Origin of the sequence: Uniformispora flossi (assembly GCF_049534875.1) — a bacterium.
Taxonomy (GTDB): domain Bacteria; phylum Actinomycetota; class Actinomycetes; order Streptomycetales; family Streptomycetaceae; genus Yinghuangia; species Yinghuangia aomiensis.
Map to the genome: position 1 here is coordinate 70,441 of NZ_JBMULZ010000019.1, position 15,920 is coordinate 86,360.

The 15,920-nt window shown below is 71.6% G+C and carries 13 protein-coding genes; 9 read left to right on the top strand and 4 right to left on the bottom strand.

Annotated elements, in window-relative coordinates; translation table 11 throughout:
* Positions 1-50: 50 nt before the first annotated feature.
* The 4 genes from ACPA54_RS31540 to ACPA54_RS31555 all read left to right on the top strand — a co-directional run bounded on the left by ACPA54_RS31540 (position 51) and on the right by ACPA54_RS31555 (position 5,121).
* Positions 51-494, top strand: coding sequence for a Zn-ribbon domain-containing OB-fold protein (locus ACPA54_RS31540; RefSeq protein ID WP_345678662.1), 444 nt, complete (start codon positions 51-53; stop codon positions 492-494).
* Positions 488-1,681, top strand: coding sequence for a lipid-transfer protein (locus tag ACPA54_RS31545; RefSeq protein ID WP_345678698.1), 1,194 nt, complete (start codon positions 488-490; stop codon positions 1,679-1,681). Before ACPA54_RS31540 ends, ACPA54_RS31545 begins: the two co-directional genes overlap by 7 nt.
* Positions 1,682-1,807: 126 nt before the next feature.
* Positions 1,808-2,680 (top strand): amidohydrolase family protein, encoded by an 873-nt coding sequence (locus ACPA54_RS31550; protein WP_423534869.1) that lies wholly within the window; start codon positions 1,808-1,810, stop codon positions 2,678-2,680.
* A 308-nt stretch (positions 2,681-2,988) separates the two neighbouring features.
* Entirely contained in the window at positions 2,989-5,121 is a 2,133-nt protein-coding gene (locus tag ACPA54_RS31555) for an FGLLP motif-containing membrane protein (protein ID WP_423534871.1), read from the top strand.
* A gap of 14 nt (positions 5,122-5,135) precedes the next feature.
* On the opposite strand, the gene ACPA54_RS31560 is transcribed toward ACPA54_RS31555, so the two are convergent.
* Positions 5,136-6,005 (bottom strand): hypothetical protein, encoded by an 870-nt coding sequence (locus ACPA54_RS31560; protein ID WP_423534873.1) that lies wholly within the window; start codon positions 6,003-6,005, stop codon positions 5,136-5,138.
* Positions 6,006-6,528: 523 nt separating this feature from the next.
* On the bottom strand, positions 6,529-7,494 hold the full coding sequence (locus ACPA54_RS31565; RefSeq protein WP_423534875.1) for an LLM class F420-dependent oxidoreductase: 966 nt from the start codon (positions 7,492-7,494) through the stop codon (positions 6,529-6,531).
* 219 nt (positions 7,495-7,713) lie between these two features.
* Between ACPA54_RS31565 and gad the strand changes: the two genes are divergently transcribed.
* Together gad and ACPA54_RS31575 are read left to right on the top strand one after the other, a co-directional pair.
* Positions 7,714-9,102, top strand: coding sequence for a glutamate decarboxylase (gene gad, locus ACPA54_RS31570; RefSeq protein WP_423534876.1), 1,389 nt, complete (start codon positions 7,714-7,716; stop codon positions 9,100-9,102).
* A 432-nt stretch (positions 9,103-9,534) separates the two neighbouring features.
* Positions 9,535-10,347 carry a sugar phosphate isomerase/epimerase family protein gene (locus tag ACPA54_RS31575; RefSeq protein WP_423534878.1) on the top strand — a complete coding sequence of 271 codons (813 nt, stop codon included), beginning with the start codon at positions 9,535-9,537 and terminating at the stop codon, positions 10,345-10,347.
* An 85-nt stretch (positions 10,348-10,432) separates the two neighbouring features.
* On the opposite strand, the gene ACPA54_RS31580 is transcribed toward ACPA54_RS31575, so the two are convergent.
* Positions 10,433-11,095, bottom strand: a complete 663-nt coding sequence (locus tag ACPA54_RS31580) for a hypothetical protein (RefSeq protein ID WP_423534879.1) — start codon at positions 11,093-11,095, stop codon at positions 10,433-10,435.
* 266 nt (positions 11,096-11,361) lie between these two features.
* Positions 11,362-12,492 carry a serpin family protein gene (locus ACPA54_RS31585; protein ID WP_423534881.1) on the bottom strand — a complete coding sequence of 377 codons (1,131 nt, stop codon included), beginning with the start codon at positions 12,490-12,492 and terminating at the stop codon, positions 11,362-11,364.
* A gap of 359 nt (positions 12,493-12,851) precedes the next feature.
* On the opposite strand from ACPA54_RS31585, the gene ACPA54_RS31590 reads away from it, so the two are divergent.
* The 3 genes from ACPA54_RS31590 (at position 12,852) to ACPA54_RS31600 (ending at position 15,915) form a co-directional block, all read left to right on the top strand.
* Positions 12,852-13,409 (top strand): nuclear transport factor 2 family protein, encoded by a 558-nt coding sequence (locus ACPA54_RS31590; RefSeq protein ID WP_423534882.1) that lies wholly within the window; start codon positions 12,852-12,854, stop codon positions 13,407-13,409.
* Positions 13,410-13,541: 132 nt separating this feature from the next.
* The gene (locus tag ACPA54_RS31595) at positions 13,542-15,170 is read left to right on the top strand and encodes a purple acid phosphatase family protein (RefSeq protein WP_423534884.1); all 1,629 of its coding nucleotides are present in this window, start codon (positions 13,542-13,544) and stop codon (positions 15,168-15,170) included.
* 196 nt (positions 15,171-15,366) lie between these two features.
* Positions 15,367-15,915 (top strand): YndJ family transporter, encoded by a 549-nt coding sequence (locus ACPA54_RS31600; RefSeq protein WP_423534885.1) that lies wholly within the window; start codon positions 15,367-15,369, stop codon positions 15,913-15,915.
* The last annotated feature ends 5 nt before the right edge of the window (positions 15,916-15,920 follow it).

Below are 15,920 nucleotides of genomic sequence, written 5' to 3' on the forward strand. Positions count from 1 at the left end.
ACCGGAACCCTCCGGAGAGGACTGCACCCGACACGAAGGAGGCCCGGGCGATGAAGGACCACAAGCCCGTGGTCCCGGGCTGGTTCACCGCGGACGACGAGGACTTCCGCCTCCTCGGCACCCGGTGCACCGCCTGCGGGACCGTGTTCTTCCCCCGGCAGGACACGTTCTGCAAGAACCCCGCGTGCGCGGGCCGCGAATTCGAAGAGGTCAAGCTCTCCGGGCGCGGGACCGTGTGGTCGTACACCAACGCGGGATACCGCCCGCCGGCGCCGTACGTGTCGGACCCGGACACCGAATGGGTGCCGTTCACCATCGTCGCCGTCGAGCTGGCCGAAGAAGGCATGATCGTGCTCGGCCAGGCCGAGCCCGGCATCACCGTCGACGACCTGACCGTCGGCGCCGAGGTCGAGGTCGTCCCGGGCGTGCTCTACGAGACCGACGAGCACGTCTACACCACCTGGAAGTTCAAGCGGACGGGAGCGGCATCGTGAGCGACCGCGAAATCGTCGTCCTCGGCGCGGGCATGCACCCGTGGGGCAAGTGGGGCCGCAACTTCGTCGAATACGGCATCAAGGCGGCCCAGGACGCCCTCGCCGACGCCGGCCTCGACTGGCGCGACATCCAGTACGTCGCCGGCGCCGACACCATCCGCAACGGCTACCCCGGCTTCGTCGCGGGCGCCACCTTCGCGCAGGCCCTCGGCTGGACCGGCGCCCGGGTCAGCAGCTCCTACGCGGCCTGCGCCTCCGGCTCGCACGCGATCGCCAACGCCCGCGCGCAGATCCTCGCCGGCCTCGTCGACGTCGCCCTCGTGGTCGGCGCCGACGCCGCCCCCAAGGGCTTCTTCGCCCCCGTCGGCGGCGACCGCCCGGACGACCCGGACTGGGTCCGCTTCCACGTCCTCGGCGCCACCAACCCGACCTACTTCGGCCTCTACGCGCGCCGCCGCATCGACCTGTACGGCGCCACCGTCGAGGACTTCGCCCGGGTCAAGGTCAAGAACGCCAAGAACGGCCTCGCCAACCCGAACGCCCGCTACCGCAAGGCGTTCACCCTCGACGACGTCGCCGCGTCGCCGGTCGTCGCCGACCCGCTGCGTCTGATGGACATCTGCGCCACCTCCGACGGCGCCGCCGCGGTCGTGCTGTGCAGCAAGGAGTTCGCCGCCAAGCGCACCACCAAGCCGGTGCGCATCGCCGCGGTCTCCACGGTCACCCCGACCTTCCCGAGCGCCATCATCGAAATGCCGGACATCGCCACCGACTCGTCCGCCGCCGTCGCGCCGAACGACCTGTCGTTCCGCGCCTCGCTCGCGCAGGCCGCCTACGACGAGGCCGGCATCGGCCCCGAGGACCTGAGCCTGGCCGAGGTCTACGACCTCTCCACCGCCCTGGAACTCGACTGGATCGAAGACCTCCAGATCTGCGGCCGCGGCGAAGCGGAGAAACTCCTCCGTGACGGCCAGACGGAGATCACCGGCCGTATCCCCGTCAACGCGTCGGGCGGCCTCGGCTCGTTCGGCGAGGCGGTCCCCGCGCAGGCCATCGCCCAGGTATGCGAACTGACCTGGCAGCTGCGCGGCCAGGCGGGCGACCGCCAGGTCCCGGACGCCAAGGTCGGCATCACCGCCAACCAGGGCCTGTTCGGCCACGGGTCGTCCATCATCGTGACCCGGTAATACGCCCGTGCGCGGTGTCCCGGCGGCTCCCGCTGCCGGGACACCGGCATTTCCGCTCCCCTCTGCTCCCGCCTGCTCCCTCTCCGCTCCCGGGACCTCCGCAGGACTTCCAGGAAGGTGCGTCTCATGGTCTTTCCGGCCGGTGTCGGCGTCGTCGACACCCTCATGGGTCTCCCCAACAAGGACCGCCGCTGGTGGGCGACCGCCATGGCGGGCACGCTGCGCGACGAGGACTCCCGCAGCGGCATGACGCACCCCGCCGGATACATGTTCAAAGACCTTCCGGACATGGAGCGCTCCGCCACCTCCGCGGACGACCTCGTCGCCGCCATGGACGCGTTCGGCGTCGACAAAGCCCTCATCCCCGTCTCCTTCGCGGATGAAGGCACCATCGCCGCGGTCAAGCAGTACCCCGACCGGCTGCTCGGCAGCTTCCAGGTCGACCCGTCGCAGGGCATCGTCGAGGGCGTCCGCGCGCTGCGCCGGGCCCACGAGGAAGCCGGCATCGTCGCGGCGTCGTTCTTCCCGTGCGGCTGCACTCCCCCGGTGCCGATCGACGACCGCGCCGCCTACCCGCTGTACGCGGCCTGCGTCGAACTCGGCCTGCCGGTCTTCGTCAACGCGGGCATCCCCGGCCCGCGCGTCCCCGCGACCGCGCAGGACGTCATGCGGTTCGACCAGGTCTGCTACGACTTCCCGGAACTGACCGTCGTCATGCGGCACGGCGGCGAACCGTGGTGCGACCTCGCGGTCAAGCTGATGCTCAAGTGGCCGGGCCTGCACTGGTCTTCGTCGGCGTTCGCACCGAAGCACTACCCGCGCGCGATCATCGACTACGCCAACACCCGCGGCGCCGACAAGATCCTGTACGCGGGCTACTTCCCATACGGCCTCACCCTCGACCGGATCTTCTCGGAGCTCCCGCACGTGCCGCTCAAGGCGGAGGTGTGGCCGAAGTTCCTGCGCGAGAACGCGCTGCGGGTGCTCGGCATCGCCTAGGGCGTGACCGGTGGATATTCGCGCCCCTCACGTCCTCTGGTGCCGTGCATCGCAAGGCGCAGGCCCGCAGCTCGTACTTTCTCGTACTCGCAAGGGCCTGCAACGCGGCCTTGGGAGGGCCGCCAGGCCCGGATGCGGTGCCAGGCGGCGTGAGGGGTGTGAAGATCCACCAGACACGCCCTGGCCGTCGAGGGTCGTGGAGAGGCGCCGTGTGCCCGCGAACTGATATATGAGAGACCGCTGATCGCCCGGCCGTGCGGAAGCACGGCCGGGCGTCGTGTGTCGGAAATCGGGGGCGGGTCGCTTTGATGCTGCGCGGGGTTGTCGTGCGGTGGTGGGTACTGGCCGTGTGCGCACTGACGGGAGTGCTGTCGGCGGCGGGCGTGTCATCGGCCGCCGGGGCGGCGACGGCACCGGCGTCGTTGGACGCCGCGGCCCGGATCACCGTCTCACCGCAACAGGCCGACGTCGGCACCACGTTGGAGATCCGCGGCACCGGCATGCGCGGCTGCCCGGACGGCAGCATCGACGTCTTCCTGCTGTGGCATCCCGACGGCGGCAACATGGGCGACTACCGGTACCTCCTCGCCGCCGGCCTCCCCATGAACGACGCCAACGGCTACAGCTTCACCCTGCGCCACAAGGTCACCGAACACGAGGTGGACAGCAACCAGGTCCAGGCCGTGTGCCACGCCGCCGACCGGAAAGCCTCCACCGGGGCCCCGGTCGTGGCCCCGGTGAAGATGACCGGCCGGTCGCAGACGACCGGACGCCCGTCTCCCGCACCCATCGCACCGCCCGCGAATCTCCCCGCGAACTCCGCGACCGCGGCGCCGTCGTCCGGACTGCCCGGGTCGACCTTCGTGGTGTGGATCAAGGCGTCGTGCCCGCGCGGCGACGACATGGCGTCGCTGCGGAACAGCATGTGGGCGGCGTGGGACGAGACGGACCTCCTCCCGGACGACGCCCCCTCGACCGCGACCGGCACCGACGGCATCGACCGGGCCATCCGGCTCCAGGTCCCGGTCAGCGGCACGCGCGGCCCCCACAAGATCACCGTGCCGTGCGTCAGCGGCCACGACACCCGCGAGCTGACGACCACCTTCACCGTCACCCCCACCGAACTCGCCGTCACCCCGCGGAACCCCGCACCCGGCGGCCGGTTCCACGCCACCGGCAAGTACTTCACCGGCTGCGCCGACGCCGGTGCGGGACGCACCGGCGAGATCGCCCTGGCCCTCGGCTCCCGCGAGATCGGCCGCACCCGGGTCGCGGCGGACGGCAGCTTCGACGCCGACCTCCTCCTGCCCGCCGACGCCACCGGAAACGTCCCGCTCACCGCGGCCTGCACCGTCGACCACTTCGACGGCACCGCACAAGCCGCGCTCACCCTCGCCTCGGCCGCCACCCCCGTCACGCCGCACAGCCAGGGCGCCCCGCTCGCCCCCGGACGCTCCGCATCCGCCGCGCAACTCCCGCAGCCCGCCGACGTGTTCCACCACCCGGGCACGGTCGCCGCGGCCGCGGTCGGCTCGACGATCGCGATCGCGGTCGTCGGAGCAGGCGCGGAGATCGTGAACCGCACGATCGAGGAGCAGCGCGAACGAATCCGCCGGTTCTTCCGCCCGGGCGGCCGGGCGCCGCGCCGCCACCCGCGCTTCCCCAAGCTCCACGTCCTCGCCTTCGTCCTGCTGTCCTCCCTGTTCGCGCTCGTCGCCGACCCGGGGCTGGACTTCGACCGCGGGACGCTGACACTCGGGCTGGCGATGGTGGTCGCGGTGCCGCTCGCCGTGCTGACGTACTCGGCCAGCGCGGAGGCGTACCGGCGCCGGGTGAGCGGAATACCGTCGGTGCCGTCGCTGGTGTGGGGCGCGCTCGGCATCGCGGCGCTGCTCGCGGTGGTGTCCCGGCTCGCGGACCTGACACCGGGTTACGTCTTCGGCCTGGTCCTGGCGTTCACCGCCCTCGGGGCGCGGGCGCTGACCCCGGCGCAGGAAGGACGTGCGGTCGGGATCGGCGCGCTGCTCCTCGCGCTGCTGGCGGGCGCGGCGTGGGTCGCACGGATCCCCGTGCACGCGGCGGCGGGCGACGCCGGGCACCCCGGCTTCTGGCTCGTCTTCGGCGAGGACGTCCTGACACAGACGTTCGTCGGGGGCGTGGTGGCCCTGGTCTTCGGCCTACTTCCGATGCGGGGCCTGGACGGCGGTCTGTTGTGGGGCTGGAGCAAAACCGCATGGCTGGCGCTCTACGCCGCGGCCACGTTCCTGTTCGTCCTGGTCCTGACCGACCCGGCGGGCGTCGTCGACGGCACGACCACGGCCATGCTGGTCCGCACCGGCGTCATCTTCGGCGTCTTCTTCCTCGGTTCCCTGGCGTTCGCCGCCTGGTTCCGCCTCCGACCTGACCCGTCCCGGCCGGTGGCACCGCCCCCGGCGATCTAGGGAGCCCTCGTCGCCTACGGAACGGGCGCGCTGCCGCCGGTCCACTCGCAGAGCACGGTGAACAGGGCTGCGCCGGCAACGGCGGTGCGGACGCTGCGCAGTCCGAGCGATCCGGCGAACAGCCGCCGCGCCACGAACCACACGCCGACGAGGAGCAGCGGGACGTAGATCACCAGCGCGGCCAGCGCCAACCCCCATGGCGACACCGCGAGTCCGGCGATCGCGATCGACCAGGCCGCGGTGGGGCGCGGGCGCGGCGTCTGCTGGACGACGTAGGCCAGGGCCGGAGCCAGCGCCCAGTGCACCGGGACGGCAAATCCGCGCAACGCGGCGAAGACCAGCAGCAGGGCACCGACCGGGGCTGCCCACACGGCTCCGGCGGGGATCTCGCGGCCGAGAACGCGGATCCGGTCGCCGTTGCCGTTGACGGTGTCTTTGCCGTTGCCGTTGCCGTTGCCGATGCCGTTGCCGATGCCTTTGCCGGTGCCGTCGCTGTTGCCTCCGCTGTAGGCGGCGCTGTCGCGTCGCCACAGGAACCACGGCAGGGCGAGTCCGGGAGCCACCGCGCTGACCGGCCCCAAGAGCAGTGCCATGTAGGTGATGATGCCCGCGCGGCGCGGCCGTACGCCGAGCACGGGTGCGCCGGCGACGGCGATCAGCGGCCAGGCTGCGGCGAGGAGAAAGAGCACGTTGTTGCCGGCCACCGGGCGGAGCGCGCCGGCGAGGACGGCGGTGGCGAAGGCCATGCCGACCGCGGCCGCGGGGAGGCTCCCGGCGATTGCGGCGGCATTGCGTGCGCCGGCATTGCTTGCGGCGGCATCGGTCTCGTGCGGGCCATCGGTGTGCGGAGTCGGGTGCTCGGTTGTCTCGCCGGTTCTGGGCATGCCGCTCACTTCCCCTTCGTGAACGCGCCGGTTTTGGTGGCGGGCATCACCATTACAGCGTCCGGTCGTTGGGCCATGTGGCGCAGGGTGTGGGCCGGTTGGAGGAACCGCGGTCGCACACCTGTCTGACCGGGGCGGGATCGGGGGAGCCATGAGGCCGGTCGGTCCGGCGCCGGTTGGGGCGGGGGCCGGGGAAGAGACGGGGCAGGGATGGGGCAGGGCGAGTGGCGCAAGTGGTGAGCGGTGTCGTGGACGAGGCGCCGGATGCTGCGACCGGACCGGCGGAGCCGGCGTGTTCGTCGCGGCTGTGCGGGGCGGCGACGCGGCCGGAGCGGCGGCCGGGGCATCCACGGTGGCGGGTGACGGTGGCGGTGCTGCGGGAATGCGCGAGTGGCGAAGGCGCTGTGCTGGTCGTGCCGTTCGGGCCGCGGGGGTCGTCCGAGCAGGTGCGGGGGCCGCAGCGCGCGCGGGAGTCGCCCGGACTGCCGGGGTTGCGCGCGCCGGACGGCCTTCCCGTGCTTCCTCAGGGGGCCAGCGACAAGGCCGCGTCCAGCGGGCCCGCGTCCGGGCGGGGGTCGATGACGGCCAGGACCGGGACGGTCACGCCCGCGTCCACGTAGGCCTGGATCTTGGCGCGGCACACCTCCGGGCTGCCGTGCACGACGAGGTCGTCGACGAGCGCGTCCGGGACGAGTTCGAGGGCGCGTTTGCGGTCGCCCGCCGCCCACGCGTCCCACATCGGCTGCAGCAGCTCGCCCCGGCCCAGCCACCGGTGGAACTCGGCGTACACCGGCACGTTGAGGTACGACGTGATCATCCGCCGTCCGATCGCCCGCACCAGCACCGGGTCGTCGATCGGGCAGACGAAGATCCGCGCGACGATCTCCTTGTCCGGGCCGCCCTCGTGGACGTACGGCGCGACCTGGCGGACGTCCTCCGCGGACAGCCAGTTGACGATCGCCCCGTCGCCTTCCCGCCCGGCCAGCCGCAGCATGCCGGAGCGCAGCGCGGCGACCAGGATCTTCGGCGGGGTCTGCGGCGGCCGGGTGAGGCGGAAGCCGCGGACCTGGAACGTCTCGTATTTCTCGGTGACCTTCTCGCCGGTGAACGCGGCGCGCAGGAAGCGCACCGTGTCCCGGACCCGCTGGTACGGGCGGTCGAACTCGGCGTCGTTCCACGACTCGACGATGAGCTGCGACGCCGAGCCGATGCCGAGGTGGAAACGCCCGGGCGCCAGGTCGGCGAGGGCCGCGGCGCTCATCGCGAGCGTCGCCGGGCCGCGGGTGTAGGGGGACACGATCGCGGTGCCGAGCCGCACGTCGGGGTCGGCGAGCGCGGCGACGGTGAGCGGGGTGAACCCGTCGAAGCCGTCGATCTCCGCGGACCAGATGTCGGTGTATCCGGCCGCGGCCAGTTCGGCGATCAGCCGCGGATGCTCGGCAAGGGGTGCGTTGAGCGGGACGGTGATGCCGTACCGGTGGGCGGTCATGCGCACTCCCTGGGCGTCGCTCGTTCGGCCGACCCACAAGTACCACAGCGGAGCGCGGATGTGATCGGCAGGCCGGTCGGCATGTCGTCTCGATGGCGACCGGTTTTACGGCATATGTTCGGAATTCCGGGCGGATTCCGAACGGATTCCGGTGGGTTCCAGTGGGTTCCGGGGAGATTCCGGCCCGGTTCGGCGGCACGACGACTGCGGAGGCATGCGTTGGCACTCAAGCACCCCGGCGGCCCGACGGGTCCGGACCGCGATGTTCCGGTCAACCCGCTCTACACGCGCGACGACATCCAGATTCCGCGCCACCGGATCCCGGAAGGCGAGATCGAGCCGGACACCGCCTTCCAGATCGTGCACGACGAGCTGATGCTCGACGGCAACGCACGGCTCAACATGGCGACGTTCGTCACCACGTACATGGAGCCGCAGGCCGGCGTGCTGATGGCCGAGTGCCGCGACAAGAACATGATCGACAAGGACGAGTACCCGCAGACCGCGATCATGGAGCTGCGGTGCGTGTCGATCCTCGCCGACCTGTGGAACGCGCCGGACGCCGAACGCGCGATGGGGTGTTCGACGACCGGGTCCAGCGAGGCGTGCATGCTCGCCGGACTGGCGCTGAAGCGGCGGTGGCAGCAGCGGCGCAAGGCCGCGGGGCTGCCGTACGACAAGCCCAACCTCGTGATGGGCATCAACGTCCAGGTGTGCTGGGAGAAGTTCGCCAACTACTTCGAGGTCGAGCCGCGGTATGTGCCGATGCAGGGCGACTGCTTCCACCTCGGCGCGCCGGAAGCGGTGGCGCTGTGCGACGAGAACACCATCGGCGTGGTGGCGATCCTCGGGTCGACGTTCGACGGGTCGTACGAGCCCGTCGAGGAGATCTGCGCCGCGCTGGACACGCTGCACGCGGGCGGCGGGCCGGACATTCCGGTGCACGTCGACGGCGCGTCGGGGGCGATGATCGCGCCGTTCCTCGACCCGGACCTGGTGTGGGACTTCCGCCTGCCGCGGGTCGCGTCGATCAACACGTCAGGGCACAAGTACGGGCTCGTCTACCCCGGCGTCGGCTGGGTGGTCTGGCGCGACGACGAGGCGCTGCCGAAGGAGCTGGTGTTCCGGGTCAACTACCTCGGCGGCGAGATGCCGACGTTCGCCCTGAACTTCTCCCGGCCGGGGGCGCAAGTCATTGCGCAGTACTACAACTTCCTGCGACTGGGGCGGGAGGGCTACCGGCGGGTGCAGCAGAACTGCCGGAACGTGGCGACGTATCTGTCGGCGCACATTGCCGATCAGGGGCCGTTCGAGCTGCTGACCAAGGGCGACGAGCTGCCGGTGTTCGCCTTCAAGGTGCGGGCCGAGGAGACGCGGTTCAACGTGTTCGACGTGGCGCGCGGGCTGCGGGAGCGGGGGTGGCTGCTGCCGGCGTACACGTTCCCGGCGGAGCGGACGGACTTGGAGGTGATGCGCGTGGTGGTGCGGAACGGGTTCAGTCACGATCTTGCGGATGTGCTCCTGGAGGACCTGCGCAGACTGTGCGAACGGCTCAAGGAGCAGCCGCATCCGATGGCGGGACCGGCGGCGGGCGGGTTCCATCACTGAGGGCGTTTGCCGGTGCGGCGGGGGTGAGGTTGCTCCCTCCGCCCTTTCCACTGCGGTGTGTACGTGTGCTCCCCTTCACTTCTCCGGCTCTGACGCTTTCGCTTGCTCTCGGGGGGGGGTGAGGCGGGCGGCGGTCCGAAAGTGCGCGGCCCGACGCCGAGGGTGGTGCGCGGGCAGTCGGGCCTCTCCTCCTGCCGCGGCCCACTTCTGCCCTCGCCTTCTCGATCTCGCCATGCCCTCCGCCGGCGTTCCCCACCCGCTCCCCGCCGCACCTCCTCCGGCGCTTCCTTCTTCGGCGCGTCGTGCATCCAACTCTCCACTACCAGCTGTTCGATTAGTCGAACTGGGGTGTCGAAAGTCGTTCGGTTCTGGGGTAGCGTCGGGCGCCCGCCCTCGGACTCGCTGGGGGCCGCCGCGACGGGAGTGCGCGACGTGCCGACGTTTTGCCTCAACACCTTCACGTTCTCGCCGTTCGCGGGGGCGCCGAAGCCGGTCGACTTCGCGGAGCTGCTGGACGGTGTGCGCGCGGCCGGGTTCGAGGCGCTGAGTCTCGACGCGTTCACGTTGGCGGCGTACCGCGAGGCCGGCGCGTCGTACGAGCAGCTCGCCGCGCAGGTCGCCGCTGCCGGGCTGACGTGTCCGGAGATGCTGGGCTTCGTGGTCGCGGAGGACGAGGCGTCGACGTTGGACGGGGCACGGCAAGTGGCCGAGGCCATCGCGGCGTTCGGCGCGTCGTTCGCGCTGGGCATGGTGACGATCGCGCCGGATGCCCGGTGCCGCGACCTGTTCGCGGGCTGTGCGGAGATCATCGCGGCGGCGGGCGGGAAGGCTGCCGTGGAGTTCCTGCCGTTCAGCCCGGTGGCGACGGTTGCCGACGCGCGGGCGTTGGTGCAGCACGCGGGCACGGACCGGGCGGGCGTGCTGGTCGACTCGTGGCATGTCTTCCACGGGCCGGGCAGCCTGGACGACGTCCGTGCGCTGCCGGTCGCGGAGTTCGGCTATGTGCAGCTCGACGACCATCCGCGGGCGCTCGGGGCCGACGCCGACCTGTACACCGAATGCATGACCGGTCGCGTGATGCCCGGGGACGGGGTCTTCGATCTGGCGGCGTTCCGCGGGGCGGTGGAGGCGACGGGGTTCGACGGGGTGGTGAGCGTCGAGGTGATCAATCCGGAGCTGGCGGCGGCGGGGCCGGCGGCGTTCGCCGAGGCGGCGATGGCGGCGGTGCGGCGGGTGTGGAGCTGAGGGCGGCACGGCCGTAGCGGTTTGACGTTTCCGAGAATCGCTATCCGCAAAGCTACTTTCCGGATAGCGACTCCCGCCACAGCCATCAGCCCCGGTCGGCCTCGGGCCGGCTCTCCCACCTCCACTTGCCGAGGACGCGGTCGCGGCCGGCCAGGTCGGCGCGGCCGGTTGCCCACAGCAGGGTCTGCCATGGGTCGGTGTCCTTCGGCACGGCCGGGAACAGCCGGTCGCGGACCCTGGCGCACAGGTCGGCCGGGGGTTCGAACGCGAGTCCGAGACCGCGCGCGACATCGTCCACGTGTACGAGCGTCTCGATGACGCCCATCGCGGCGAAGCCTTCCGGGTCGGAGATGCCGTAGCTGTGGAAGCCGCGCACGTCCGGGCCCTTGACCGCGACGACCGCGGACAGCAGGCCGCCGCTGACCTCGACGAGGTGGCAGAGGCCCTCGAGGCCGCTTTCGCGGTCGGCCCACAGGGAGTTCGACGGGCCTTCGGTGCGCGGCTGGGTCCACGCGAAGGGCGGGTAGTTCCGCGTCCAGGGGCGCGGCGCCGAGATCGCCGCGGCGTAGAACACCAGATCGTCGATGAGGTGTTCGACGGTTTCCCAGCAGGTCCAGGTGAGGGGTCCGGCGGCGGAGTCCCAGTCGGCGTCGGTCGGGGCCGACTGGAACACGGCTACGGCAAGGGCGACGGCGTGGTCGACGTCGGCGGGAGCGACCGGGGTACGGTCGGCAAAGGCGTCAGGCATGCGCGCGACCCTAGCCGAGGGGCAGCGGACCGGGCCGGACATTTCCGACCGAACAATCCGCCGACTCGGCCACGCGCCTACGCGGCCAGCCAGCCCGCCATCCATCCACCCGGTCACCCACACGGTCAGTCGCCCGGCCGCTTCTCCGTTCGGTGCTTGGCGAATCGTCCGTTCGCGCAGCGTGTGCACCGCCGCGGCTGACCCCGACGGCGCTCGACCGCCCGTACGACGCACTTCCCTCGACATCATGACGGCGCACCGCCACGTCAGGCCCCCGGCACCGCCGCCTGGTACGCGGCGAACAACGGCACCGTCCCGGACGCGTCCATCACCGCGCAGGCGAACGGGCGGTCGAATGCCAGGTCCAGAATCCGTTTCTTCGCGGGCGAGAAGCTCATCCGCACCATCGTCACCGACGTTACGGCCGCGGCTTCGACGCCCTCCTCGTCCACCTTGACGAGTGATTCCTGCACCACGTCCTCGATGCACAGCGGCTCGTCGGCCAGCGCCGCGAAGTCGGCAGCGTGCGCATCGAGCGCGGCGTGGACACCGAGCGCGGGCAGGTGCGCGGCCACGTCCAGCGTCGTGCGCAGTGCGAACCGGGGCAATGCCAGGGCGACTTCGTCATACTCGAGCGGCGTGCCCGCGCGGCGCGGTGCCCAGGCGGCGGACATCACGGGCGCGGGCGGCGCGCCTTCGGGGCCGAGCGCGAACCGTATGAGCGCGGGGCGCTCCCCGGCGCAGGCGAGTTCCACGACATGGACCGGGCCGAGGTGCGCACCGATCGTCCACGCGTCGGCGGCGGCCAACGTGCGGTGCATCATCGGCACCGGCGCGGGCGTTCCCGAGGCTGGTGTGAAGTCACGCGGACGAGTGAAGTCCGGGTCGAACGGAGTCCCCCACCGCGCTTTGAGCGCCAGCACGTTGGCGAGGAGCAGCCGGACGGTCGGTGCCACGTCCACCGGCAGCCGCGTGATCAGTCCGCCGGTGGCGTCGGCCACCCACGCGTCGATCGTCGCGCGGCCCGCCAACGGGCCGAAGCCGATCTCGGGGAGTGACGCGCGGAAGGCGTCGCGCAGCGGGGTCGCACTCCAGAGTCCGGTGGCCACGGCGAGCGCGTCGGTCGCGCCCAGCTCCGCCGCCGCCGCGGACACCGCGGGCGCCGCTTCCGGGCCCGCGACGCCGAGCAGGTCGGCGAGTTCGTCCGCCGTCTCGCCCTCCGCGCCGCACGCGACCGAGGCCAGCGCGAGCCACAGCCCCGCGGGCGAACACACCGCGTTCCCGCCGGCGGACGCCACCGCCGGATCCGACAACACGCCGTCGAGCCACCGCGAACCCAGCTCGCGGATCTCGCCGGCGTACTCGCGCACGGTCATGGTGGTGTCGCCGTCCGGCATCGCTCCGCCCGCCTCGCCCGGTGAATGATCGTCCCTTCGACGCTACCCCGGTTCGGGGTCGGCCGGCCCGCATGCCCCACCGCAGCCTCAGCACTTTGCCTCCGCCGCACTTCGGGCCCCTCCCTCTCCCGCTGTCACTGGGAGACCTCGCGTCGAGGCCCCTCCCCCGCCTCCGCCGCCGCCGGATCACTCCGACCCACGCAGTCTCTTCGGCCCGGTAACACCCCGTCCAACCCGAAAAACCCACCCTGTGGAAAACCCATCCACCCACCGCCCAACCACCCACACCGCTCGCCCGCGCAACGCCGACCCCCCAAAGGCCCCTGGCGTCTACATCCCCCCACCGCCAGAATCCCGCGATGAGCACCAAACCCGACCACACCACCCCCGACCCCCTCCACGACCTCCTCGCCCGCCAGGAGATCCACGACGTCGTCCTCCGCTACTGCCGCGGCGTCGACCGGCTGGATCTCGACGCCGTCCGCGCCTGCTACCACCCCGACGCCACCGACGAGCACGGCAGCTTCACCGGTGGCGTCGACGCCTTCCTCGCCTGGATCGGCCGCCTTCTGCCCCGCTACACGATGACCATGCACGTCGTCGCCAACCACCTCGTCGAGTTCGCCGGCCCGGATCTCGCCCGCGCCGAGACGTACGGCATCGCCTACCACCGCAGCGACGGCGGCGACCCGCGCGGCAATCTGACCACCGGTTTCCGCTACATCGACGACTTCGCCCGGCGCGACGGCGCATGGCGCATCGCCAAGCGCGTAGCGACCACCGAATGGGTCCGCATCGACGACGCGGCCGGCCAGTGGCCGGTGCCGGAAGGCATGCTCACCGGCCGCCGCGACCGTGAAGACCCGGTCTACGCGCCGTTGTCCGACCCGGAACACGACGCCGATCCGACACCCTGACGACGATTTCCGGACATCCCGGCAACGCCTCGGGAAACTCTCACTGGACGCAATGCTGAACCTTGTTTTCTTGCGTCCAGCTCAATACGGTCCTCGCGGCGGGGGGCAGGCACCGACGAGAAGAGGGGTTCCATGGCGATTTCGCGCAGGTCCGTACTCACCGGAGGCGGCGCCGCGAGTGCCGCACTCGTCGTCGGGGGCGCGGCGGCCACTCCGGCCGCCGCGGCCGACGACCCGGCGGGGACGCCCGGCTCCGCGCTGCTGTGGGACAAGCCGGGCGCCCTCGGCGCACCCAGCGTCACGGGCCTCCACCTCCAGTTCGGCGCGGACGCGTCGCGCGAGGTGGTGGTGTCCTGGCTGACCCTCCAACCGGTGGCGAAGCCTCATGTACAGTACGGCACCGCGCAGGCCGGACTCGGCCGCAGCGTGGAAGCGGAGACCCGGCACTACCGCGACGGCCTCAACAACATCGAGGTCTTCGTCCACCACGCCCGCCTGACGAAGCTTCAGCCGGGCACGCGGTACGTCTACTTCGCGAGCCACCAGGGCTCGACACCGGAAAGCGGCGTGTTCGAGACCGCGCCCCGCGGCCGCCAGCCGTTCACGTTCACCAGCTTCGGCGACCAGGGCACCCCGAACCTCCGCAAGGAGGTCAAGCTCCCGCCGGGCACGCCGTCCCCGAACGGCCCGTACCCGATGTACACCGCCGACGCGGTCGGCACGCAGGCCTCCGCCGACATCGTCGCCGCGATCGAGCGCGTCAACCCGCTGTTCAACCTGGTCAACGGCGATCTCTGCTACGCGTCGATCGGCGCGATCTTCGGCGGCGCCAATCGCGTGCAGACGTGGGCGGACTGGTTCATCAGCAACAGCCGCTCGGCGCGTTTCCGGCCGTGGATGCCGTGCGTCGGCAACCACGAGAACGAGAAGAACAACGGCCCGGTCGGCGCGGCGGCCTACCAGGCGTACTTCACCACGCCGGATGCCGGCGCGGACGACGAGCTGAAGGGCCTCTGGTACGCGTTCACCGCCGGCTCGGTGCGCATCATCAGCCTCGCCAACTGCGACGTGACCTACGAGGACGGCGGCGACTCCTACATCCGCGGCTACTCCGGCGGCGCACAACGCCGCTGGCTGGAAAGCGAGTTGAAGGCGGCCCGCGCGGACCGCGACATCGACTGGATCGTCGTCTGCATGCACCAGCCGTTCATCTCCAGCAACAAGGGCGGCGGCAGCGACCTCGGCGTGCGCGAGGCGTGGGGCCCGCTGTTCGACCAGTACGGCGTCGACCTGGTGGTCAGCGGCCACGAACACCACTACGAGCGTTCCCACCCGGTCCGCGGCCGTCTCCCCAACGAGACCCGCACTCCGACGCCGGTCTCCACCAAGCAGGACGTGATCGACACCGGCCTCGGCACCGTCCACATGATCATCGGCGGCGGCGGCAACTTCGCCACTTCGGAGAACACCCTGTTCGAACGCCCGCAGGGCCAGGTGATCGTCGCCCTCAGCGACAAGCCGAGCCCGATCCTGCCCGGCCACAAGGACTCGGTGAAGGTCACCGAGGACGCCCCGTGGGCGTCGGTCCAAGACCGCGTCCACAAGCACGGTTTCGCCGCGTTCGAGGTCGACCCGGGCGACAGGCGCTCGGGCCGCACGCGCATCAAGGTGACCTACTACACCTTCGACGGCGCCTACGCCGACCTGACCCCGGTCGACCGCTTCATCCTGGAGAAGGACCGCGCCGACGCGAGGCACTGACGCACGCGAAGCACTGACGCACACGAAGCAACGTACGGGACGGCAACTGCCGGGCAGCCTCAGGCTGCCCGGCAGTTGCCGTCTGGGGCGGCCGCCCCGCGCCCACCCCGCCCCCACCTTGACCCCCGCCATTTGAACATGTTCAAATCAACCCCGTCAGCGACTTTTGAACGCGTTCAATTCCGGAGCGTGGGCCATGGTGCTCCTCGTCAACCTGCTCGCCACCCTCGGCATCGCGGCGGTCTTCCCCGCACGTCTGCGGCGGATCGACGACCCCTGCGTGCGGGCGCTCTCCCGGGTCTGGCTGCTGGCCGCCGGCCCCGGCGCGATAGCGGTGTGGATGCCTCGCGGCCCCGACGCCGTGGCGATGACCGGGCTCTACGCCGCGGCCGCCATCGCCCTCGCCGGCTGCGTGCCCCTCCGCTTGGCCCGCGCGAAAGCCGCCACATCACACGAACTCACGCTGATCGCGGCTCTCCTGATCCCCCTCGGCGCGGCCGCCGCTCAGCTCGCCGACCGCGCCAACGGCGATTTCGGGCACCTCACGGCACCCCAGCTCGCCTTCGCCGCCGCGCTCCTGCACCTCGGCGCCGCCACAGCCGCAGTCCGCGCCGCCACCAACGACGACCGACGCACCAGCACCAGCACCAGCACCAGCACCAGCACCAGCACCAGCACCAGCCGAGCCACGCCCTCCCCCGAACCGCCCCGCCGGCTCACCCCCGTCGCCGGCGCCGCCCAATAGCCGGC